Here is a 19,485-nt window from a genome sequence, read left to right as displayed (position 1 = left end):
ATTGTTTTCGAACAGTTAACCTGTAATATTTTGATTTATAATATTTTTTGATCGCTCAATTAGCTAAAGACGGACGATGGCGCTGTGGGCTATAAATGGGGGAATGCCATTATTGTGATCGGCGCCACGTTTCTAGCCTCTCTGCGAGAATAAATGGGCAAATAAAAGCGTGGTATTATTCCGACTTATTTCTTGTAAAAATAGCAGGAAACCGGGGAATTTAAATAATTGTTCACCTTTTCGCTACTTATCGATTGAATTCGTTGGTGTGCCCCGTATAATTTCATCGTTTTTTGCTGCTTGACTCAGGATAGCAAAGGCAGTTTTATTACGTCACTCAGCATACCCCGACTGGGGTACGGAGAGAACAAACGTCATGTCTGTATCCCTTTACAGTGGGAAAGTCGCACGCAAATTGCTGCTGGCGCAGCTAATGACTTTTGTTCTTATCAGCGCTGTTTTTGGCCTCAAGAGTCTGGCATGGAGCGGTTCTGCGCTGGCCGGCGGCCTCGCTGCCTGGTTACCGAGTGCAATGTTTATGCTGTTTGCCTTGCGCCACCAGGCGCAAACGCCGGCGCCTGGCAGGGTTGCCTGGTCGTTTGCCATTGGCGAGGGGCTGAAGGTCGTGATCACCATCATTTTGCTGATCGTGGCGCTTGGGGTGTTCAAGGCGGCGTTTGTGCCACTTGGCCTGACCTATTTAGCGGTGTTAGTTGTGCAGATAGTGGCACCGGCCGTGATTAACAGTTACCGAACTTAACTAAATAAGGGTAAGAGGCATCATGTCTGCAGGAGAAGTCTTGACTCCACAGGAGTATATCGGTCACCACCTGACGCAGCTTCAGGTCGGGACGGGGTTCTGGTCGCTCAACATCGATTCGATGTTTTTCTCTGTTGTCCTCGGGGTTATCTTCCTGGCGATATTCCGCAGAGTGGCGAAAAACGCAACCAGCGGCGTTCCGGGCAAGTTGCAAACCGCCGTTGAACTGGTCGTTGGTTTTGTCGACAGCAGCGTGCGCGATATGTACCACGGCAAAAGCAAAGTGATTGCTCCGCTGGCGCTGACCGTGTTCGTCTGGGTGTTCATGATGAACCTGATGGACCTGATCCCGGTTGATTTCCTGCCGACCGCTGGGCGCCTCCTCGGCCTGCCGTATTTGCGCGTGGTGCCTACCGCCGACGTGAACATCACGCTGTCGATGGCGTTGGGCGTATTTATCCTGATTCTGTTCTATAGCATCAAAATGAAAGGCGTTGGTGGGTTCGTCAAAGAGTTAACCATGCAGCCGTTCAACCACCCTGTATTTATTCCTATCAACCTGATTCTTGAAGGTGTCAGCCTGCTGTCCAAACCGGTTTCACTCGGTCTGCGACTGTTTGGCAACATGTATGCGGGTGAGTTGATCTTCATCCTGATTGCCGGTCTGTTGCCGTGGTGGTCACAGTGGGTCCTGAGCTTGCCTTGGGCTATCTTCCACATCCTGATCATTACGCTTCAGGCCTTTATTTTCATGGTTCTGACGATTGTCTATCTGTCGATGGCGTCTGAAGAGCACTGATTTTTCCTACAACACTACTAGCACTTTTTAACTGAAACAAACTGGAGACTGTCATGGAAAACCTGAGTATGGATCTGCTGTACATGGCTGCCGCTGTGATGATGGGCTTAGCGGCAATCGGTGCTGCGATCGGTATCGGCATCCTGGGTGGTAAATTCTTGGAAGGCGCGGCTCGCCAGCCTGACCTGATTCCTCTGCTGCGTACACAGTTCTTTATCGTTATGGGTCTGGTTGACGCAATCCCAATGATCGCCGTTGGTCTGGGTCTGTACGTGATGTTCGCCGTCGCGTAACGCAGAAGAACATTCTGCATTGCAACCGTACTATTTAACTTTTAAAGAGGCATTGTGCTGTGAATATTAACGCAACAATCCTCGGCCAGGCCATTGCGTTCGTTCTGTTTGTCTGGTTCTGCATGAAGTACGTATGGCCGCCAATTATGGCTGCCATCGAGAAGCGTCAGAAAGAAATTGCTGATGGTCTTGCTTCCGCAGAACGTGCCAAAAAAGATTTGGACTTAGCGCAAGCCAATGTGACCGACCAGCTGAAAGCGGCGAAAGCTGAAGCTCAGGTGATCATCGAGCAAGCGAACAAACGTAAGGCTCAGATCATGGACGAGGCGAAAGCCGAAGCCGAGCAGGAACGTAACAAAATCGTGGCGCAGGCTCAGGCTGAGATCGAAGCCGAACGTAAACGCGCTCGTGAAGAGTTGCGTAAGCAAGTCGCGATGCTGGCTATCGCCGGCGCCGAGAAGATCATCGAACGTTCCGTGGATGAAGCTGCTAACAGCGACATCGTTGATAAACTGGTCGCTGAACTGTAAGGAGGGAGGGGCTGATGTCTGAATTTGTTACTGTAGCTCGCCCCTACGCCAAAGCAGCTTTTGACTTTGCCGTCGAGCATAAAAGCGTCGACCGCTGGCAGGAAATGCTGGCGTTCGCTGCGGAAGTCACCCGTAACGAGCAGATTGCCGAATTGCTCTCTGGCGCCATCGCGCCAGAGACGCTGTCAAAAACGTTCGTTTCGATTTGTGGCGATGCGCTCGACGAATATGGCCAGAACTTCATCCAGGTGATGGCTGAAAATGGTCGTTTATTGGTTCTTCCCGCGGTGCTGCAGGAGTTTGTTGAATTGCGCGCCGCCATGGAGTCCACCGTCGAAGTCGAGGTGCTCTCTGCGAGTGCACTGAGTGACGAACAGCAGGCAAAAATCGCCGCTGCGATGGAAAAACGTCTGTCACGCAAAGTTAAGCTGAATTGCAAAATTGATAAGTCTGTACTGGCCGGCGTGATTATTCGCGCAGGCGACATGGTGATTGATGGCAGCGTTCGCGGTCGTCTTGAACGCCTGGCAGACGTCTTGCAGTCTTAAGGGGACTGGAGCATGCAACTGAATTCCACCGAAATCAGCGAACTGATCAAGCAGCGCATTGCTCAGTTCAATGTAGTGAGCGAAGCTCACAATGAAGGTACTATCGTTTCCGTCAGTGACGGGATCATCCGCATACACGGTCTGGCCGATGTTATGCAGGGCGAAATGATCGCACTGCCAGGCAACCGCTATGCAATCGCATTGAACCTGGAGCGCGACTCCGTCGGTGCCGTGGTTATGGGTCCGTATGCGGATCTGGCCGAAGGCCTGAAGGTGAAATGTACCGGCCGTATTCTGGAAGTGCCGGTTGGCCGTGGCCTGCTGGGCCGCGTGGTTAACACCCTGGGCGCGCCGATTGACGGCAAAGGCCCGGTTGAACACGACGGCTTCTCTCCGGTTGAAACCATCGCGCCGGGCGTTATTGAGCGTCAGTCCGTTGATCAGCCGGTTCAGACCGGTTACAAATCCGTTGACGCCATGATCCCAATCGGCCGTGGCCAGCGTGAGCTGGTCATCGGTGACCGTCAGACCGGTAAAACCGCGCTGGCGATCGACGCTATCATCAACCAGCGTGATTCCGGCATTAAATGCGTTTACGTGGCTATCGGCCAGAAAGCGTCCACCATTGCTAACGTGGTGCGCAAACTGGAAGAACACGGCGCGTTGGCCAACACCATCGTGGTGGTGGCTACGGCGTCCGAATCTGCCGCGCTGCAATACCTGGCGCCGTACGCCGGCTGCGCAATGGGCGAATACTTCCGCGATCGCGGTGAAGATGCGCTGATTGTGTACGATGACCTGTCCAAACAGGCCGTTGCCTACCGCCAGATTTCCTTGCTGCTTCGTCGTCCACCAGGCCGTGAAGCTTACCCTGGCGACGTATTCTACCTCCACTCTCGTTTGCTGGAGCGTGCTGCGCGTGTTAACGCCGAATACGTTGAAACCTTCACCAAGGGTGAAGTGAAAGGGCAAACGGGTTCTCTGACCGCACTGCCGATCATTGAAACCCAGGCGGGTGACGTTTCCGCGTTCGTTCCGACCAACGTAATTTCGATTACCGATGGCCAGATCTTCCTGGAATCCAACCTGTTCAACTCCGGTATTCGTCCGGCAGTTAACCCGGGTATCTCCGTATCCCGTGTGGGTGGTGCCGCGCAGACCAAGATCATGAAAAAACTGTCCGGTGGTATTCGTACCGCGTTGGCGCAGTATCGTGAATTGGCGGCGTTCTCCCAGTTCGCATCCGATCTGGATGATGCAACCCGCAAACAGCTGAGCCACGGCCAGAAAGTGACCGAGCTGCTGAAACAGAAACAGTATGCGCCGATGTCCGTAGCGCAACAGTCTCTGGTGCTGTTTGCCGCCGAGCGTGGTTATCTGGAAGACGTTGAAGTTGCCAAAGTGGTGAGCTTTGAAGCCGCGCTGGTAGCCTACGCCGACCGTGAGCATGCCGAACTGCTGAACCAAATCAACCAAACTGGCGCCTACAGTGATGAGATCGAGGGCAAGTTGAAAAACCTCCTCGAAACCTTCAAGAAAACCCAGTCCTGGTAACGCGCAGCGGCCTGCAGTTGAAAGACGGCAGGCCGCTGGCAATGAGGAGAAGCAGAGATGGCCGGCGCAAAAGAGATACGTAGTAAGATCGCAAGCGTGCAAAACACGCAGAAGATCACTAAAGCGATGGAAATGGTCGCCGCCTCCAAAATGCGTAAGTCTCAGGAACGCATGGCGGCCAGCCGTCCTTATGCAGAGACCATGCGCAACGTGATTGGTCACCTTGCGTTAGGGAATCTGGAATATAAGCACCCGTACCTGGAAGAGCGTGACGTTAAGCGCGTTGGGTATCTGGTGGTGTCTACTGACCGTGGTCTCTGCGGCGGCTTGAACATCAACCTGTTCAAGAAGTTGCTGGCAGAGATGAAAGGCTGGTCCGAAAAAGGCATCGAAGTTGATTTGGCGCTGATTGGCTCTAAAGCGGCTTCTTTCTTTGGCTCCGTAGGCGGCAACGTGGTTGCCCAGGTCACCGGCATGGGGGACAACCCTTCCCTGTCTGATCTGATCGGGCCGGTAAAAGTGATGCTGCAGGCCTATGATGAAGGCCGTTTGGACAAGCTGTACATCGTCAGTAATAAATTCATTAATACGATGTCCCAGGTGCCGCAAGTGCTTCAGCTGCTGCCGTTGCCGCCAGCCGATGACGCTGAGCTGAAGAAAAAATCCTGGGATTACCTGTATGAACCCGATCCAAAGGTGCTGCTTGATACTTTGCTGCGCCGTTATGTGGAATCGCAAGTTTATCAGGGCGTCGTGGAAAACCTGGCCAGCGAGCAGGCCGCACGAATGGTCGCGATGAAAGCCGCAACCGATAACGGCGGTAGCCTGATCAAAGAGCTGCAGTTGGTTTACAACAAGGCGCGTCAGGCCAGCATCACTCAGGAACTCACCGAGATCGTCTCGGGAGCCTCCGCGGTTTAAGGCTCGGTTTACGAATTACGTAGAGGATTCAAGATGGCTACTGGAAAGATTATCCAGGTAATCGGCGCCGTGGTGGACGTCGAGTTCCCTCAGGATGCCGTACCTAACGTGTACGACGCCCTTGAGGTAGAAAACGGTAACGAAAAGCTGGTGCTGGAAGTTCAGCAACAGCTGGGCGGCGGCGTTGTGCGCTGTATCGCCATGGGGACTTCCGACGGCCTGCGCCGCGGTCTGAAAGTGACCGATCTGCAGCACCCGATCGAAGTTCCGGTTGGTAAGGCTACGCTGGGCCGTATCATGAACGTATTGGGGCAACCCATCGACATGAAGGGTGACATCGGCGAAGAAGATCGCTGGGCGATTCACCGCGCGGCGCCAAGCTACGAAGAGTTGTCCAACTCCCAGGAACTGCTGGAAACCGGTATCAAGGTGATGGACCTGATTTGCCCGTTCGCGAAGGGCGGTAAAGTCGGTCTGTTCGGCGGTGCGGGCGTGGGTAAAACCGTAAACATGATGGAGCTGATCCGTAACATCGCGATCGAACACTCCGGTTATTCCGTGTTTGCGGGCGTGGGCGAACGTACCCGTGAAGGTAACGACTTCTACCACGAAATGACCGAATCCAACGTACTGGACAAGGTTTCCCTGGTGTATGGTCAGATGAACGAGCCACCGGGTAACCGTCTGCGCGTTGCGCTGACCGGCCTGACCATTGCGGAAAAATTCCGTGATGAAGGCCGCGACGTACTGCTGTTTATCGATAACATCTACCGTTATACCCTGGCCGGTACGGAAGTATCCGCACTGCTGGGCCGTATGCCTTCTGCGGTAGGTTATCAGCCAACGCTGGCGGAAGAGATGGGCGTTCTGCAAGAACGTATCACCTCAACCAAGACCGGTTCTATCACCTCCGTACAGGCTGTTTACGTGCCCGCGGATGACTTGACTGACCCGTCGCCAGCCACCACCTTTGCGCACTTGGATGCCACCGTGGTACTGAGCCGTAACATCGCGTCCCTGGGGATCTACCCGGCCGTTGACCCGCTGGATTCCACCAGCCGTCAATTGGATCCGCTGGTAGTTGGCCAGGAACACTACGACGTTGCGCGTGGCGTGCAGTCTATTCTGCAACGCTATCAGGAGCTGAAGGACATTATCGCCATTCTGGGTATGGACGAGCTGTCGGAAGACGACAAGCTGGTGGTATCCCGTGCGCGTAAAATCCAGCGCTTCCTGTCCCAGCCGTTCTTCGTGGCAGAAGTCTTCACCGGCTCTCCAGGCAAGTTCGTATCGCTGAAAGACACCATTCGTGGCTTTAAAGGCATTATGGACGGTGACTACGATCACCTGCCGGAGCAGGCGTTCTACATGGTTGGCACCATTGAAGAAGCAGTGGAAAAAGCCAAGAAACTGTAACGCCTTGAGAGGAGGGTGATATGGCTATGACTTACCATCTGGATGTCGTCAGTGCGGAAAAACAGCTGTTTTCCGGCCTGGTGCAAAAGATCCAGGTGACAGGCAGCGAAGGCGAACTGGGTATTTATCCGGGGCATGCGCCGCTGCTGACTGCCATCAAGCCTGGCATGGTGCGTATAGTTAAACAGCATGGTGAAGAAGAGTTCATCTATCTGTCTGGCGGTATCCTTGAGGTACAGCCGAACGCTGTGACCGTGCTGTCCGACACCGCCATCCGTGGGGAGGATCTCGACGAAGCGAGAGCGCTGGAAGCGAAGCGCCGAGCTGAAGAGCACATCCGCACCTCTCATGGCGATGTCGACTATGCTCAGGCATCCGCTGAACTGGCGAAAGCGATCGCAAAACTGCGCGTTATCGAGCTCACCAAAAAAGCGATGTAACAGTCGGGCGCTGCGTGCAGTGCCTGAAATTAAGAAAGCGGCCCCTGTGGTCGCTTTTTTTTTCATTTAAAATAAGTGTGTTGGCGCGTGGGGAATTCGCGTTTATCCCCGATAAAACGGGTGGGAAAATTTGCCTGTGTCCGCGGGTTTTTCCGCGTTTTCGCCGAATAGGCCGGCACGCTGGCGCCTAGAGCCATGCGGTTTTCGCCGGCTTCGCGCCGAGAAATATGTAGTATTTTTATCTTTAAACGGTTTTACTTTCGTTTATCAAAATGGAGTTAACAGATTGCTTATGTCGAACAGCGCAATGAGTGTGGTGATCCTTGCTGCGGGCAAGGGTACACGCATGTATTCCGATCTCCCTAAAGTGTTGCACCCACTGGCGGGCAAGCCAATGGTTCAGCATGTCATTGATGCCGCGATGAAACTCGGTGCGAAGAACCTCCATCTGGTTTATGGGCACGGCGGCGATCTGCTGAAAAGCACGCTGCAGGATGGGGCGCTGAACTGGGTTCTACAGGCAGAGCAACTGGGAACGGGCCATGCGACGCAGCAGGCGGCGCCGCATTTTGCCGATGATGAAGACGTGCTGATGCTGTATGGCGACGTGCCGTTGATTTCAGTGGATACGCTTACACGCCTGCTGGCGGCCAAGCCGCAGGGCGGCATCGGTCTGCTGACGGTAAAACTGGACGATCCAAGCGGCTATGGCCGTATTGTGCGTGAAGGCGGTGAGGTGGTGGGGATCGTTGAGCACAAGGATGCCAGCGATGAGCAGCGCCGCATCAACGAAATCAACACCGGCATTCTGGTGGCCAATGGCCGCGATCTCAAGCGCTGGCTGGGGCAGTTGACCAACGATAACGCCCAGGGCGAATACTACATTACCGATATCATCGCGCTGGCCCATCACGAAGGCCGGAAAATTGAAGCGGTGCACCCTTCACGCTTGAGTGAAGTTGAAGGGGTGAATAATCGCCAACAGTTGGCCCGCCTGGAGCGTGCCTACCAGTCGGAACAGTCTGAAAAGTTGCTGCTGGCAGGGGTGACGCTGCTTGATCCCGCGCGTTTTGATTTGCGCGGTGAGCTGGATCATGGCCGTGATGTGTCTATTGATGCCAATGTCATTATTGAAGGGCAGGTTCAGTTGGGCAACCGGGTTAAAATTGGCGCCGGCTGCGTGCTGAAAAACTGCGTGATTGGCGACGATTGTGAAATCAGCCCATACAGCGTGCTGGAAGACGCGGTGCTGGCAGCGGAATGCACCGTCGGGCCGTTTGCCCGCCTGCGCCCGGGCGCAGAGCTGGGCCAGGGCGCCCACGTGGGCAACTTCGTGGAAATGAAAAAGGCTCGCCTGGGCAAGGGCTCCAAAGCCGGCCATTTGACCTATCTGGGCGATGCGGAGATTGGCGCGGATGTCAACATTGGCGCCGGGACCATCACCTGTAACTACGATGGCGCCAACAAGCACAAAACTATTATTGGCGATAATGTGTTTGTTGGGTCTGATACGCAGTTGGTGGCGCCTGTCGCCGTTGCGGACGGCGCCACCATCGGCGCCGGCACCACGGTCACCCGCAATATCGGCGCGGGTGAGCTGGTGATCAGCCGGGTCAAGCAGCTGCATATCCCTGGCTGGCAACGCCCGGTGAAGAAAAAGTAGTTTTCCCTCACCCTAACCCTCTCCCAGCGGGAGAGGGGACGTACGGGGAAGCCTGTAGTTTTTGTATGGCTTTAGCACGAGTGGCTCCCTCTCCCTGTGGGAGAGGGAATGTACGGGGGAACCTGTAGCAAAAGCGTCTGTTTTTGCATAGCTTTCTCTCTACGAGGCAGCATGCTGATGTTTGGCACGAGCGGCTCCCTCTCCCTGTGGGAGAGGGCTGGGGTGAGGGCCGGCCCCATCACTGTTTTGCCCTGCGTTTTGGCGCAGAGCGCAGGGCAAAACATAATAACCCCACCCTCTACAAGGCTCGGGGATGCACGGTAAAAACCGGCAAAAAATCAGGTCAGGACATCGAAAAGCGCCCTGAAAGGCGTTTAATTAGGAATACAGCTGATGTGTGGAATTGTAGGCGCAGTAGCGCAACGTGATATAGCAGAAATCCTGTTGGAAGGTTTACGCCGCCTGGAATATCGTGGCTACGACTCTGCCGGTCTGGCAGTGGTTGATAACGAAGGCCACCTTAACCGCTTACGCCGGGTTGGCAAGGTGCATAAGCTGGCTGAAGCCGCGGAGCAACACCCGCTGCACGGCGGCACCGGCATTGCCCATACGCGTTGGGCAACGCACGGCGAACCGACAGAAGCCAACGCTCACCCTCATATCTCCGATCATATTGTGGTGGTGCATAACGGCATCATCGAAAACTACGAGCCGCTGCGTGAAAAGCTGATCGGCCGCGGGTACCGTTTTGCGTCTGAAACCGACACCGAGGTTATCGCCCATTTGGTGCACTGGGAACAACAGCACGGCGGCACATTGCTGGAAGTGGTGCAGCGTACGATCGCTCAACTGCGCGGCGCCTATGGCACCGTGGTGATGGACAGCCGCGATCCCAATGTGCTGGTGGCCGCACGCTCCGGCAGCCCGCTGGTGATTGGCCTCGGCGTGGGTGAAAACTTCATTGCTTCCGACCAGTTGGCGCTGCTGCCTGTTACTCGCCGCTTTATCTTCCTGGAAGAGGGCGATCTGGCCGAAGTGACCCGCCGTAAGGTTAAGATCCTGGATAAACAGGGTAACCTGATCGAACGCCCGGAAATTGAATCCAAAGTGCAGTACGACGCCGGTGATAAAGGCGCCTATCGCCACTATATGCAGAAAGAAATTTTCGAGCAGCCGATGGCGCTGAAAAACACCCTGGAAGGCCGTTTTAGCCACGGGCAGATTGATCTGAGCGAATTGGGCCCGCATGCCGATGCCTTGCTGGCGAAGGTTCAGCATGTGCAGATCGTCGCCTGCGGCACGTCTTACCATTCGGCGATGGTGGCGCGTTACTGGTTCGAATCGCTGGCTGGCATCCCGTGCGACGTCGAAATCGCTTCCGAATTCCGTTACCGCAAATCCGCCGTGCGCCCTGGCAGCCTGATTATCACGCTGTCGCAGTCCGGTGAAACCGCGGATACGTTGGCGGCGCTGCGCCTGGCTAAAGAGCTGGGTTATCTTGGATCTTTGGCGATTTGCAACGTGGCCAGCTCTTCGCTGGTGCGCGAGTCCGATCTGGCGCTGATGACCAAGGCGGGCACGGAAATCGGCGTGGCCTCCACTAAAGCCTTTACCACCCAATTGACGGTGCTATTGATGCTGGTGGCGCGCCTGGGCCGGCTGAACGGCATGGAAGAAAGCGTTGAGCATGAGATTGTGCACGGCCTGCAGGCGTTGCCGGCGCGTATTGAGCAAATGCTGTCGCTGGAAAAACGCATTGAAGCGCTGGCGGAGGGTTTTTCCGACAAGCACCATGCGCTGTTCCTTGGCCGCGGCGATCAGTACCCTATCGCGATGGAAGGGGCGCTGAAGCTGAAAGAGATCTCCTATATCCATGCGGAAGCCTACGCGGCCGGTGAGCTTAAGCACGGCCCGCTGGCGCTGATTGACGCCGATATGCCGGTGATCGTGGTGGCGCCAAACAACGAACTGCTGGAAAAATTGAAATCCAACATCGAAGAGGTGCGCGCGCGCGGCGGCCAGCTGTATGTTTTTGCCGATCAGGACGCCGGCTTCGTCAGCAGCGAGGGGATGACCATTATTCCATTGCCGCACGTTGAGGATATCGTCGCGCCGATCTTCTACACCGTACCGTTGCAACTGTTGTCATATTATGTGGCGTTGATCAAAGGTACGGATGTCGACCAGCCGCGTAACCTGGCCAAGTCGGTTACCGTGGAATAACCGCGGCAGGCAAAATAGCCGCCATAGCAATCATGCCCGCGCTCATGCGGGCATTTTTGCCGCCCTGCCAGCCCGCTTTTTGGTGGTTGGAATATGACAATACGATGACGCGTCAGGGTTAAAATGGGGTTATTTTTTGGCGATAAAGCGATTAAATCCCCGCCTCGTTGGCGGCCAGATTTATTTAATTTATTGATATTTAACCGCTTGTTCGTTTTTTGATGCCGCTGTCACATAACTGTCATATTTCCTACATTTTACTGTCACTAAATTGTCCTATTTTCCCTCCTGCAGCAATACTTACTCTGATTAAAACGATCCCAGATCGATTTAAATATCCCATTAGGAGGGATTATGAAACTGATGCGTACCGCCGTCGCCAGTATTGTGGCAGCGACTTTTTCTCTGGCCTCTGTTTCCGCGTTCGCTGCCGCCAGCCTGACCGGTGCAGGTGCGACATTCCCCGCGCCGGTGTATGCCAAGTGGGCAGATTCTTATCAGAAAGAAACCGGTAACAAAATCAACTATCAGGGGATTGGCTCCTCTGGCGGCGTAAAGCAGATTATTGCTAACACCGTTGATTTTGGTGCCTCTGATGCGCCGCTGACTGATGATAAGCTGGCGGCCGATGGCCTGTTCCAGTTCCCGACCGTTATTGGTGGCGTCGTGCTGGCGGTGAATATCCCGGGCATCAAATCTGGCGAACTGACGCTGGATGGCAAAACGCTGGGCGATATCTACCTGGGCAACATCAAAAAGTGGAACGATCCGGCGCTGGTTAAGCTGAACCCGGGCGTGAAACTGCCGGATCAGAACATTGCCGTCGTTCGTCGCGCTGACGGTTCCGGCACCTCCTTCGTGTTCACCAGCTATCTGGCTAAAGTGAATGCGCAGTGGAAAGAAAAAATCGGTGCAGGCTCCACCGTTAACTGGCCAACCGGCCTGGGCGGTAAAGGCAATGATGGCATCGCCGCTTTCGTTCAGCGCCTGCCAGGTTCTATCGGCTACGTTGAATACGCCTATGCAAAACAGAACAGCCTGGCTTATACCAAGCTGATTTCTGCCGACGGCAAAGCAGTTAGCCCAACGGAAAACTCCTTCAGCGCTGCGGCGAAAGGCGTGGACTGGAGCAAATCTTTTGCGCAGGACCTGACCAACCAACCTGGCGACGACGCCTGGCCAATCACCTCCACCACCTTCATCCTGATCCACAAGGAACAGAAGAAACCTGAACAGGGCGCTGAAGTGCTGAAGTTCTTCGACTGGGCCTACAAGTCCGGCGGCGAACAGGCGAATGCGCTGGATTACGCTACACTGCCGAATGAAGTTGTTGAGCAGGTTCGTGCCGCATGGAAGACCAATATTAAAGACAGTTCAGGTAAAGCACTGTACTAAGTGAAGGGCGACGCACCCTCCGCGATAAAAAGGCCCCGGCGTCAGCCGGGCCTGTCTGGTAATAAACAGAGAGTAATTTATGGCTGGGTATAAGCCGACCATCAAACCACCAGGTAAAAATGGTGATGTTATTTTCAGCGTGCTGGTACGGCTGGCAGCGCTGATAACCCTATTGCTGCTGGGCGGCATTATCGTCTCACTGATCTTTGCCTCCTGGCCGAGCATTCAAAAATTCGGCTTCGCCTTTTTGTGGACCAAAGAGTGGGATGCACCTGCCGAACAGTTCGGCGCGCTGGTGCCGATCTACGGCACGCTGGTGACCTCGTTGATCGCTCTGCTGATTGCGGTGCCAGTGAGTTTCGGTATCGCGCTGTTCCTGACTGAGCTGGCGCCAAACTGGCTGCGACGCCCGCTCGGCGTTGCCATTGAACTGCTGGCCGCGATACCGAGCATCGTCTACGGTATGTGGGGCCTGTTCGTGTTTGCGCCGCTGTTTGCTCAATACTTCCAAACGCCGGTGGGCGACGTGCTCTCCGGCATTCCATTCGTCGGTGCGCTGTTTGCCGGCCCGGCTTTCGGCATCGGTATCCTGGCCGCCGGGGTGATCCTGGCCATCATGATCATCCCGTACATTGCGGCGGTAATGCGCGACGTGTTTGAACAAACGCCGGTGATGATGAAGGAATCGGCTTACGGCATCGGCTGCACCACCTGGGAGGTGATGTGGCGCATCGTGCTGCCGTTCACCAAAAACGGGGTGATCGGCGGCGTTATGCTGGGCCTGGGGCGCGCCTTGGGGGAAACCATGGCGGTGACCTTCATTATCGGCAACACCTACCAGCTCGACAGCATTTCGCTGTACATGCCGGGTAACAGCATCACCTCGGCGCTGGCCAACGAATTCGCCGAAGCGGAATCCGGGCTGCACACTGCAGCGCTGATGGAACTGGGGCTGATTCTGTTTGTTATCACCTTTATCGTGCTCGCGCTGTCTAAGCTGATGATTATGCGCCTGGCTAAGAATGAGGGCCGCTAAGATGGCGACAATGGATATGCAAAACGAAGTCGTGCTAGCGGAAACGCGCCGCAAGATGCAGGTCTGGCGCCGCCAGAAAAACCGTATCGCGCTGACGCTGTCTATGGCGACGATGGCCTTCGGCCTGTTCTGGCTGGTGTGGATCCTGATTTCTACCGTCACCAAAGGGATTGACGGTATGTCGCTGGCGCTGTTTACCGAAATGACCCCACCGCCGAACACCGCCGGCGGCGGTTTGGCTAACGCCATCGCCGGTAGCGGCCTGCTGATCCTGTGGGCCACCATCTTTGGTACGCCTCTGGGCATTATGGCCGGTATCTACCTGGCGGAGTACGGGCGCAAGTCATGGCTGGCGGAGCTTATCCGCTTTATCAACGACATTCTGCTGTCGGCTCCATCGATCGTCGTCGGTCTGTTCGTCTACACCATCGTTGTCGCCAAGATGGAGCACTTCTCCGGCTGGGCGGGGATCATTGCATTGGCGCTGTTGCAGGTGCCGATTGTGATCCGCACCACGGAAAACATGCTCAAATTGGTGCCGGACACGCTGCGTGAAGCCGCCTATGCATTGGGTACGCCGAAATGGCGCATGATTTCCGCGATCACGCTAAAGGCATCGGTTTCCGGCATTATCACCGGTGTGCTGCTGGCCATTGCGCGTATTGCCGGCGAAACCGCCCCGCTGTTGTTCACTTCGCTGTCGAACCAGTTCTGGAGCACCGATCTCATGCAGCCGATCGCCAACCTGCCGGTGACCATCTTCAAATTCGCCATGAGCCCGTTCGCCGAATGGCAACAGTTGGCCTGGGCCGGCGTGCTGCTGATAACCCTGTGCGTGCTGTTACTGAACATTCTGGCGCGTGTGATTTTTGCCAAGAAAAAGCAATCATAAATAATTTAGCGCTGCTCGCTGCGGCGCTGTGCATAGAGAGAAGTCTTGATGAGTATGGTGACTGACGCTTCCAGCAGCAAAATTCAGGTACGCGATCTGAACTTTTACTATGGTAAATTCCACGCGTTGAAAAACATCACGCTGGATATCGCCAAGAACAAGGTAACCGCATTTATCGGCCCTTCCGGCTGCGGAAAATCCACCTTGCTTCGCACCCTTAACAAAATGTACCAGCTGTATCCGGAACAGCGTGCTGAAGGCGGCATTCTGCTTGATGGCCAGAACATCCTGACGGATAACCAGGACATCGCGCTGTTGCGCGCCAAAGTAGGCATGGTGTTCCAAAAGCCTACGCCGTTCCCGATGTCGATTTACGACAACATCGCCTTTGGCGTGCGGTTGTTTGAAAAGCTGTCGCGCGCCGATATGGATGAGCGCGTGCAGTGGGCGCTGTCCAAGGCCGCATTGTGGAATGAAACCAAGGACAAGCTGCACCAAAGCGGCTATAGCCTGTCTGGCGGCCAGCAGCAGCGCCTGTGTATTGCCCGTGGCATCGCCATCCGCCCGGAAGTGCTGCTGCTGGATGAGCCGTGCTCGGCGCTGGATCCGATTTCCACCGGCAAAATTGAAGAGCTGATCAGCGAGCTGAAGTCTGATTACACTGTGGTGATCGTAACCCACAATATGCAACAGGCCGCACGTTGTTCTGACTCAACGGCATTCATGTATTTGGGCGAACTGATCGAGTTCAGTGACACCGACACCCTGTTTACTGCACCGCAGAAAAAACAAACTGAAGACTACATCACCGGCCGTTACGGTTGATTACGGGAACGCACATGGAAAACCTGAATTTAAACAAACATATCTCCGGCCAGTTCAACGCAGAGCTTGAGCACATCCGTACCCAGGTGCTGACCATGGGCGGTCTTGTGGAGCAACAGTTGACGGACGCCATTACCGCGATGCACAACCAGGATGGTGAATTGGCAAAGCGTGTGATCGATGGGGATGCCAAGATCAACATGATGGAAGTGGCGATCGATGAGGCCTGTGTGCGCATTATCGCCAAACGCCAGCCAACCGCCAGCGATTTGCGCCTGGTGATGGCGATCATCAAGACCATTTCGGAGCTGGAGCGCATCGGCGACGTGGCGGATAAGATTTGCCGCACCGCGCTGGAGAAATTCTCCCATCAGCACCAGCCGCTGTTGGTGAGCCTGGAGTCCCTGGGCCGCCACACCGTGCAAATGCTGCACGGTGTGCTTGATGCCTTTGCGCGTATGGATCTCGATGAGGCGATTCGTATCTACCGCGAAGACAGAAAGGTCGATCAGGAGTATGAAGGCATTGTACGCCAACTGATGACTTACATGATGGAAGACCCTCGCACTATTCCGAGCGTGCTGACGGCGCTGTTCTGCGCCCGCTCTATCGAGCGTATCGGCGATCGCTGCCAGAATATCTGCGAGTTTATTTTCTATTTTGTGAAGGGGCAGGATTTCCGCCATATGGGCGGCGACGCGCTGGATCAACTGCTGGCTGCCGATGGCAAAACCCCGAAAGACGAAGAGTAATTCCCTTCCCCCAGGGGCCGGTTACGGCCCCTGAATAAACACCGAACGCGGCGCTTATTTCTGCCGCTTGCATTCAGCCTTGTGTTTGCCATTGTATGTTTTACCTGTTAGTTAGGTTGAAAAAAGTACTGATATTCCCCCGCGCCACTTAGCCATATAAAATAAATGGTTATAATATAGTGTTTTATTTTATTTCATTTCCTGATCAAATAAGTGCTTGATAGTGTTAGGTCTAATCGGGACATCAATTTATCAGGAGCTTTACATGAAACAGCGCGTTTTAGCCTTAACTCTGCTTGCCGGTTTGGCTGGCTTTGCCGCCAGTGCCGCTCACGCGGATAAACTCGATGATATCAAGCAGGCTGGCGTGGTGCGTATCGCGGTATTCGACAGTAACCCGCCGTTCGGTTACATCGATCCGCAGAGCAAAAAGCTTGTGGGTTACGATGTTGATATCGCCGAAGCTATCGGTAAAGCGCTGGGCGTGAAAGTGGAACTGCGGGCCACTAACCCGGCTAACCGTATTCCGCTGTTGGTGTCCAAAAAGGTGGATTTGATCGCCGCCAACTTCACGATTACCGATGAACGCGCCAAAGAAGTTAACTTCAGCATCCCTTACTTTGCCACCGGCCAAAAGTTTATTGCCCGCAAAGGCGTGTTGAAAACGCCTGATGATATCAAGAACCTGCGCATCGGCGCGGATAAAGGCACGGTGCAGGAAATCACCCTGCGTGAGCATTATCCAACGGCCAAAGTGATCTCCTATGATGATACCCCGCTGGCATTTGTGGCGCTGCGCAACGGTAACGTGCAGGCGATCACCCAGGATGATGCCAAGCTGGTTGGCCTGCTGGGCAATTTGACGGCGGCCCAGAAAGCCGATTTTGAAATTTCGCCGTTCAGCATCACCAAAGAATACCAGGGCGTCGGCATCCCGAAAGGCGAAGAACGCCTGACAGCAACGATTAACGATACGTTGGTCGCGCTGGAAAAAGACGGCGAAGCGGTGAAAATTTACGATCGCTGGTTTGGCCCGGAAACCAAATCCGCACAGCCACGCGGCGACTTCACGTTTGCCCCGCTGGATCAACAGCCCAAAGCCTGATTAATGGCGTTACCGATGCCTGACAATAGGGCGCAGCTTGCTGCGCCCTTGGCGCATTCTGCAACCTAAGGATTATTATGAATTGGCAACCACTCTCAGACTGGCTGCTGGCGCCGCAGTATCTGAGCTGGCTATGGCAGGGCTTTCTGTTAACGCTGTGGCTTTCGGCATGTGCCGGGCTGGCGGCGACGCTGCTGGGCTTTTTCCTGGCGGCGATGCGTGACAGCACCTTGGCGCCGCTGCGTGCTTTTGCGGTCGGCTACAGCTCGCTGTTTCGCAATACGCCGCTGCTGGTGCAGCTGTTTTTCTGGTATTTCGCCGCCGGGCAAATTCTGCCTGCCGGCGCGATGCAATGGCTGAATGAGCCGCACCATCTGGGCTGGTTTAGCTGGCCGTCATTTGAATTTCTGGCAGGGTTCTTTGGCCTGACGCTCTATTCCACCGCGTTTATCGCCGAAGAAATTCGCTCCGGCATTCGCGGCGTGGCGCGCGGCCAAAGGCAGGCGGCTAATGCGCTGGGCCTGACGGCCTGGCAGACCATGCGCTTTGTTATTTTGCCGCAGGCGCTGCACATTGCCTTCCCGCCGCTGCTGGGTCAGTACATGAACGTGATCAAAAACTCCTCGTTGACCATGGCGATTGGCGTGGCCGAACTGTCTTACGCTTCGCGGCAGGTAGAGACGGAAACCCTGCGTACCTTCCAGGCCTTTGGCGTGGCCACGGTGCTGTATATTGCGATTATCGCGCTACTGGAGGGCTGGGGCATGTGGCGCCAGCAGCGCAAACCATTGAAGGGGCACTAAGATGGATTTTACCGTTATCCAGGAAAACTGGACCTATCTGCTATGGGGCACCTGGCCGGACGGGCCGCTGGGCGGTGCGGCACTGACGTTGGCGATCAGCCTGATGGCCGGCGTGGCTTCGGCGGTGCTTGGTACGTTGCTTGGCGTAGCGCTGGCGATGTCGCGCGGCATTTGGGCTGGGTTGTTGGCCGCACTGCTGGGGTTTTTCCGCGCGATCCCGGTGATCATGCTGATTTTCTGGACCTACTTCTTGCTGCCGATGGTGCTAGGTTTCGATATCCCGGAAATCACCACCGTGGTGTGCGCCCTGGCGCTGATCGCCTCCGCCTATCTGGCGCATGCGGTTAAGGCCGGCATCGCCGCCATTGGCCCTGGGCAATGGCAGGCGGGGATGTCGCTTGGCCTGACCCAGTGGCAGACACTGCGTATGATTGTCCTGCCGCAGGCGCTACGCATGATGGTGCCTTCCTTCATCAACCAGTGGATATCCTTGATAAAGGACACCTCGCTGGCCTATATCGTCGGCGTGGGCGAACTGACGTTCCTGGCCACCCAGGTGAACAACCGCAGCATGGTCTACCCGATGGAAGTGTTCCTGTTTGTGGCGCTGGTGTATTTCGTGTTCTGCCAGGTGTTGGAACTGTTGGCCAACGCGCTGAACCAGCGTTTTAGCCCACAGGGTAAATTACCGCGCCGCGGGCGGCGCTGGTGGCGCAACAAACTGCCCGCGCCGGCGAGTTAGCCATTCGTCAGCCGCCAGCCGCGCTGTTCCCACAACGCAGGCAACTGATCCAGGCGATGAAAGGTGGTGACTAACGGGTGTGCGATCGGTTTATTGTGCGGATCGGCGCAGAAGTAAAACACCGGAATGCCGGCAGCGATGCCGGCCTGGGCTCCGGCCATTGAATCATCGATTAAAATACAGCGTTCCAGCGGCACCTGCATTTTCTCTGCCGCGTGGCGCACAATGGCCGGATCTGGCTTCCAGCGCTGGATATCGTAGCCGCTGAACAGCCGGTCATCGAAATAGGGCAGCAAGCCGGTCAGGCCCAGTGAATGCTGCATTTTGCTCACCGGGCCGTTGGAGACGGTGCAAACCGGCACGGCGATCTGCGCCAGCAGTTCGGCAGCGCCAGGGATGGGCTGCAATTGGCTATCGAACAGGCGCGCCAGCTCCTGGCGATAAACCGGCTCCATCTGTGCGGTTGGCAATGAGATGCCCTGTTCGGCGCCCACCCGTTCGATAATCTCGTACAGCTTCACCCCTTTGTACTTTTTGAACACCTCGTCCAGCGAAAGCGTAATGCCCTGCTGGGCAAACATATGCACATAGGCCATGCTGCACAGCACTTCGCTGTCGACCAACGTGCCATCGCAATCAAACAGAATACATTCAACCGGGGTCATCTGGGGTTAGGTCCTCATTTAGCGGTGATAGCGGTTACTTTACCGGCAGATGCCGGGAATGTGATGCTTTATTTGAATAATTAGCGCCGATCGCTAATTGCCGCCAGGATGGCGCCCGCCGTA

The 19,485-nt window shown here is 55.3% G+C and carries 20 protein-coding genes; 19 read left to right on the top strand and 1 reads right to left on the bottom strand.

All coding sequences use genetic code 11. The features are described 5' to 3' along the window. Positions 1-376 precede the first annotated feature (376 nt). The 19 genes from atpI to ACN28Q_RS11645 all read left to right on the top strand — a co-directional run bounded on the left by atpI (position 377) and on the right by ACN28Q_RS11645 (position 18,697). Positions 377-760 carry a F0F1 ATP synthase subunit I gene (gene atpI / locus ACN28Q_RS11735; RefSeq protein WP_095846515.1) on the top strand — a complete coding sequence of 128 codons (384 nt, stop codon included), beginning with the start codon at positions 377-379 and terminating at the stop codon, positions 758-760. A gap of 22 nt (positions 761-782) precedes the next feature. Further along, positions 783-1,559 carry a F0F1 ATP synthase subunit A gene (gene atpB / locus ACN28Q_RS11730; RefSeq protein WP_095846514.1) on the top strand — a complete coding sequence of 259 codons (777 nt, stop codon included), beginning with the start codon at positions 783-785 and terminating at the stop codon, positions 1,557-1,559. A gap of 53 nt (positions 1,560-1,612) precedes the next feature. Further along, positions 1,613-1,852, top strand: coding sequence for a F0F1 ATP synthase subunit C (gene atpE, locus ACN28Q_RS11725; protein ID WP_004093904.1), 240 nt, complete (start codon positions 1,613-1,615; stop codon positions 1,850-1,852). A gap of 59 nt (positions 1,853-1,911) precedes the next feature. Beyond that, entirely contained in the window at positions 1,912-2,382 is a 471-nt protein-coding gene (gene atpF / locus ACN28Q_RS11720) for a F0F1 ATP synthase subunit B (RefSeq protein WP_095846513.1), read from the top strand. Between the two features lie 14 nt (positions 2,383-2,396). Continuing rightward, positions 2,397-2,930, top strand: coding sequence for a F0F1 ATP synthase subunit delta (atpH, locus tag ACN28Q_RS11715; protein WP_095846512.1), 534 nt, complete (start codon positions 2,397-2,399; stop codon positions 2,928-2,930). Between the two features lie 12 nt (positions 2,931-2,942). Continuing rightward, the gene (gene atpA, locus ACN28Q_RS11710; RefSeq protein ID WP_095846511.1) at positions 2,943-4,484 is read left to right on the top strand and encodes a F0F1 ATP synthase subunit alpha; all 1,542 of its coding nucleotides are present in this window, start codon (positions 2,943-2,945) and stop codon (positions 4,482-4,484) included. Positions 4,485-4,541: 57 nt separating this feature from the next. After that, a complete protein-coding gene (atpG, locus tag ACN28Q_RS11705; protein ID WP_095846510.1) occupies positions 4,542-5,405 on the top strand; it encodes a F0F1 ATP synthase subunit gamma in 864 nt (287 codons plus the stop codon). A gap of 33 nt (positions 5,406-5,438) precedes the next feature. After that, positions 5,439-6,821: a F0F1 ATP synthase subunit beta gene (gene atpD, locus ACN28Q_RS11700; protein WP_095846509.1), complete on the top strand. Its 1,383-nt coding sequence runs from the start codon at positions 5,439-5,441 to the stop codon at positions 6,819-6,821. 20 nt (positions 6,822-6,841) lie between these two features. Beyond that, positions 6,842-7,261, top strand: coding sequence for a F0F1 ATP synthase subunit epsilon (locus ACN28Q_RS11695; protein WP_095846508.1), 420 nt, complete (start codon positions 6,842-6,844; stop codon positions 7,259-7,261). Positions 7,262-7,553: 292 nt separating this feature from the next. Beyond that, positions 7,554-8,924, top strand: a complete 1,371-nt coding sequence (glmU, locus tag ACN28Q_RS11690; protein ID WP_095846507.1) for a bifunctional UDP-N-acetylglucosamine diphosphorylase/glucosamine-1-phosphate N-acetyltransferase GlmU — start codon at positions 7,554-7,556, stop codon at positions 8,922-8,924. Positions 8,925-9,317: 393 nt separating this feature from the next. Next, complete coding sequence (gene glmS / locus ACN28Q_RS11685; RefSeq protein WP_095846506.1) at positions 9,318-11,147, top strand: glutamine--fructose-6-phosphate transaminase (isomerizing); 1,830 nt, start codon at positions 9,318-9,320, stop codon at positions 11,145-11,147. A gap of 354 nt (positions 11,148-11,501) precedes the next feature. Beyond that, on the top strand, positions 11,502-12,542 hold the full coding sequence (gene pstS, locus ACN28Q_RS11680; RefSeq protein WP_095846505.1) for a phosphate ABC transporter substrate-binding protein PstS: 1,041 nt from the start codon (positions 11,502-11,504) through the stop codon (positions 12,540-12,542). A 79-nt stretch (positions 12,543-12,621) separates the two neighbouring features. Continuing rightward, positions 12,622-13,578 carry a phosphate ABC transporter permease PstC gene (pstC, locus tag ACN28Q_RS11675; protein WP_095846504.1) on the top strand — a complete coding sequence of 319 codons (957 nt, stop codon included), beginning with the start codon at positions 12,622-12,624 and terminating at the stop codon, positions 13,576-13,578. Between the two features lies 1 nt (position 13,579). Continuing rightward, positions 13,580-14,470, top strand: coding sequence for a phosphate ABC transporter permease PstA (gene pstA, locus ACN28Q_RS11670; protein ID WP_095846503.1), 891 nt, complete (start codon positions 13,580-13,582; stop codon positions 14,468-14,470). 54 nt (positions 14,471-14,524) lie between these two features. Next, positions 14,525-15,295: a phosphate ABC transporter ATP-binding protein PstB gene (gene pstB / locus ACN28Q_RS11665; RefSeq protein ID WP_413541219.1), complete on the top strand. Its 771-nt coding sequence runs from the start codon at positions 14,525-14,527 to the stop codon at positions 15,293-15,295. 14 nt (positions 15,296-15,309) lie between these two features. After that, positions 15,310-16,047 (top strand): phosphate signaling complex protein PhoU, encoded by a 738-nt coding sequence (gene phoU, locus ACN28Q_RS11660; protein ID WP_095846501.1) that lies wholly within the window; start codon positions 15,310-15,312, stop codon positions 16,045-16,047. A gap of 265 nt (positions 16,048-16,312) precedes the next feature. Further along, positions 16,313-17,152 (top strand): ABC transporter substrate-binding protein, encoded by an 840-nt coding sequence (locus tag ACN28Q_RS11655; protein ID WP_095846500.1) that lies wholly within the window; start codon positions 16,313-16,315, stop codon positions 17,150-17,152. A gap of 77 nt (positions 17,153-17,229) precedes the next feature. Next, positions 17,230-17,955: an amino acid ABC transporter permease gene (locus tag ACN28Q_RS11650; RefSeq protein WP_095846499.1), complete on the top strand. Its 726-nt coding sequence runs from the start codon at positions 17,230-17,232 to the stop codon at positions 17,953-17,955. 1 nt (position 17,956) lies between these two features. Then, positions 17,957-18,697 (top strand): amino acid ABC transporter permease, encoded by a 741-nt coding sequence (locus ACN28Q_RS11645; RefSeq protein ID WP_095846498.1) that lies wholly within the window; start codon positions 17,957-17,959, stop codon positions 18,695-18,697. Here ACN28Q_RS11645 and yieH read toward each other — a convergent pair. Then, positions 18,694-19,362 (bottom strand): 6-phosphogluconate phosphatase, encoded by a 669-nt coding sequence (gene yieH / locus ACN28Q_RS11640; protein ID WP_095846497.1) that lies wholly within the window; start codon positions 19,360-19,362, stop codon positions 18,694-18,696. The genes ACN28Q_RS11645 and yieH overlap by 4 nt on opposite strands. Positions 19,363-19,485 lie beyond the last annotated feature (123 nt).

It is taken from the genome of Gibbsiella quercinecans (assembly GCF_002291425.1).
Lineage (GTDB): Bacteria > Pseudomonadota > Gammaproteobacteria > Enterobacterales > Enterobacteriaceae > Gibbsiella > Gibbsiella quercinecans.
Note: the sequence above shows the minus strand (reverse complement) of the source record. Positions and strands in the feature narration are given on the sequence as shown.

Excerpts from the sequence above, each read along its gene's own strand:
- ACN28Q_RS11650 (WP_095846499.1), top strand. The coding sequence starts at position 17,230 with ATGAATTGGCAACCACTCTCAGACTGGCTGCTGGCGCCGCAGTATCTG.
- ACN28Q_RS11645 (WP_095846498.1), top strand. The coding sequence starts at position 17,957 with ATGGATTTTACCGTTATCCAGGAAAACTGGACCTATCTGCTATGGGGC.
- atpE (WP_004093904.1), top strand. The coding sequence starts at position 1,613 with ATGGAAAACCTGAGTATGGATCTGCTGTACATGGCTGCCGCTGTGATG.
- pstS (WP_095846505.1), top strand. The coding sequence starts at position 11,502 with ATGAAACTGATGCGTACCGCCGTCGCCAGTATTGTGGCAGCGACTTTT.
- atpD (WP_095846509.1), top strand. The coding sequence starts at position 5,439 with ATGGCTACTGGAAAGATTATCCAGGTAATCGGCGCCGTGGTGGACGTC.
- yieH (WP_095846497.1), bottom strand. The coding sequence starts at position 19,362 with ATGACCCCGGTTGAATGTATTCTGTTTGATTGCGATGGCACGTTGGTC.
- atpA (WP_095846511.1), top strand. The coding sequence starts at position 2,943 with ATGCAACTGAATTCCACCGAAATCAGCGAACTGATCAAGCAGCGCATT.
- atpB (WP_095846514.1), top strand. The coding sequence starts at position 783 with ATGTCTGCAGGAGAAGTCTTGACTCCACAGGAGTATATCGGTCACCAC.
- glmU (WP_095846507.1), top strand. The coding sequence starts at position 7,554 with ATGTCGAACAGCGCAATGAGTGTGGTGATCCTTGCTGCGGGCAAGGGT.
- ACN28Q_RS11695 (WP_095846508.1), top strand. The coding sequence starts at position 6,842 with ATGGCTATGACTTACCATCTGGATGTCGTCAGTGCGGAAAAACAGCTG.
- pstC (WP_095846504.1), top strand. The coding sequence starts at position 12,622 with ATGGCTGGGTATAAGCCGACCATCAAACCACCAGGTAAAAATGGTGAT.
- pstB (WP_413541219.1), top strand. The coding sequence starts at position 14,525 with ATGGTGACTGACGCTTCCAGCAGCAAAATTCAGGTACGCGATCTGAAC.
- atpI (WP_095846515.1), top strand. The coding sequence starts at position 377 with ATGTCTGTATCCCTTTACAGTGGGAAAGTCGCACGCAAATTGCTGCTG.
- glmS (WP_095846506.1), top strand. The coding sequence starts at position 9,318 with ATGTGTGGAATTGTAGGCGCAGTAGCGCAACGTGATATAGCAGAAATC.
- atpH (WP_095846512.1), top strand. The coding sequence starts at position 2,397 with ATGTCTGAATTTGTTACTGTAGCTCGCCCCTACGCCAAAGCAGCTTTT.
- phoU (WP_095846501.1), top strand. The coding sequence starts at position 15,310 with ATGGAAAACCTGAATTTAAACAAACATATCTCCGGCCAGTTCAACGCA.
- pstA (WP_095846503.1), top strand. The coding sequence starts at position 13,580 with ATGGCGACAATGGATATGCAAAACGAAGTCGTGCTAGCGGAAACGCGC.
- ACN28Q_RS11655 (WP_095846500.1), top strand. The coding sequence starts at position 16,313 with ATGAAACAGCGCGTTTTAGCCTTAACTCTGCTTGCCGGTTTGGCTGGC.
- atpG (WP_095846510.1), top strand. The coding sequence starts at position 4,542 with ATGGCCGGCGCAAAAGAGATACGTAGTAAGATCGCAAGCGTGCAAAAC.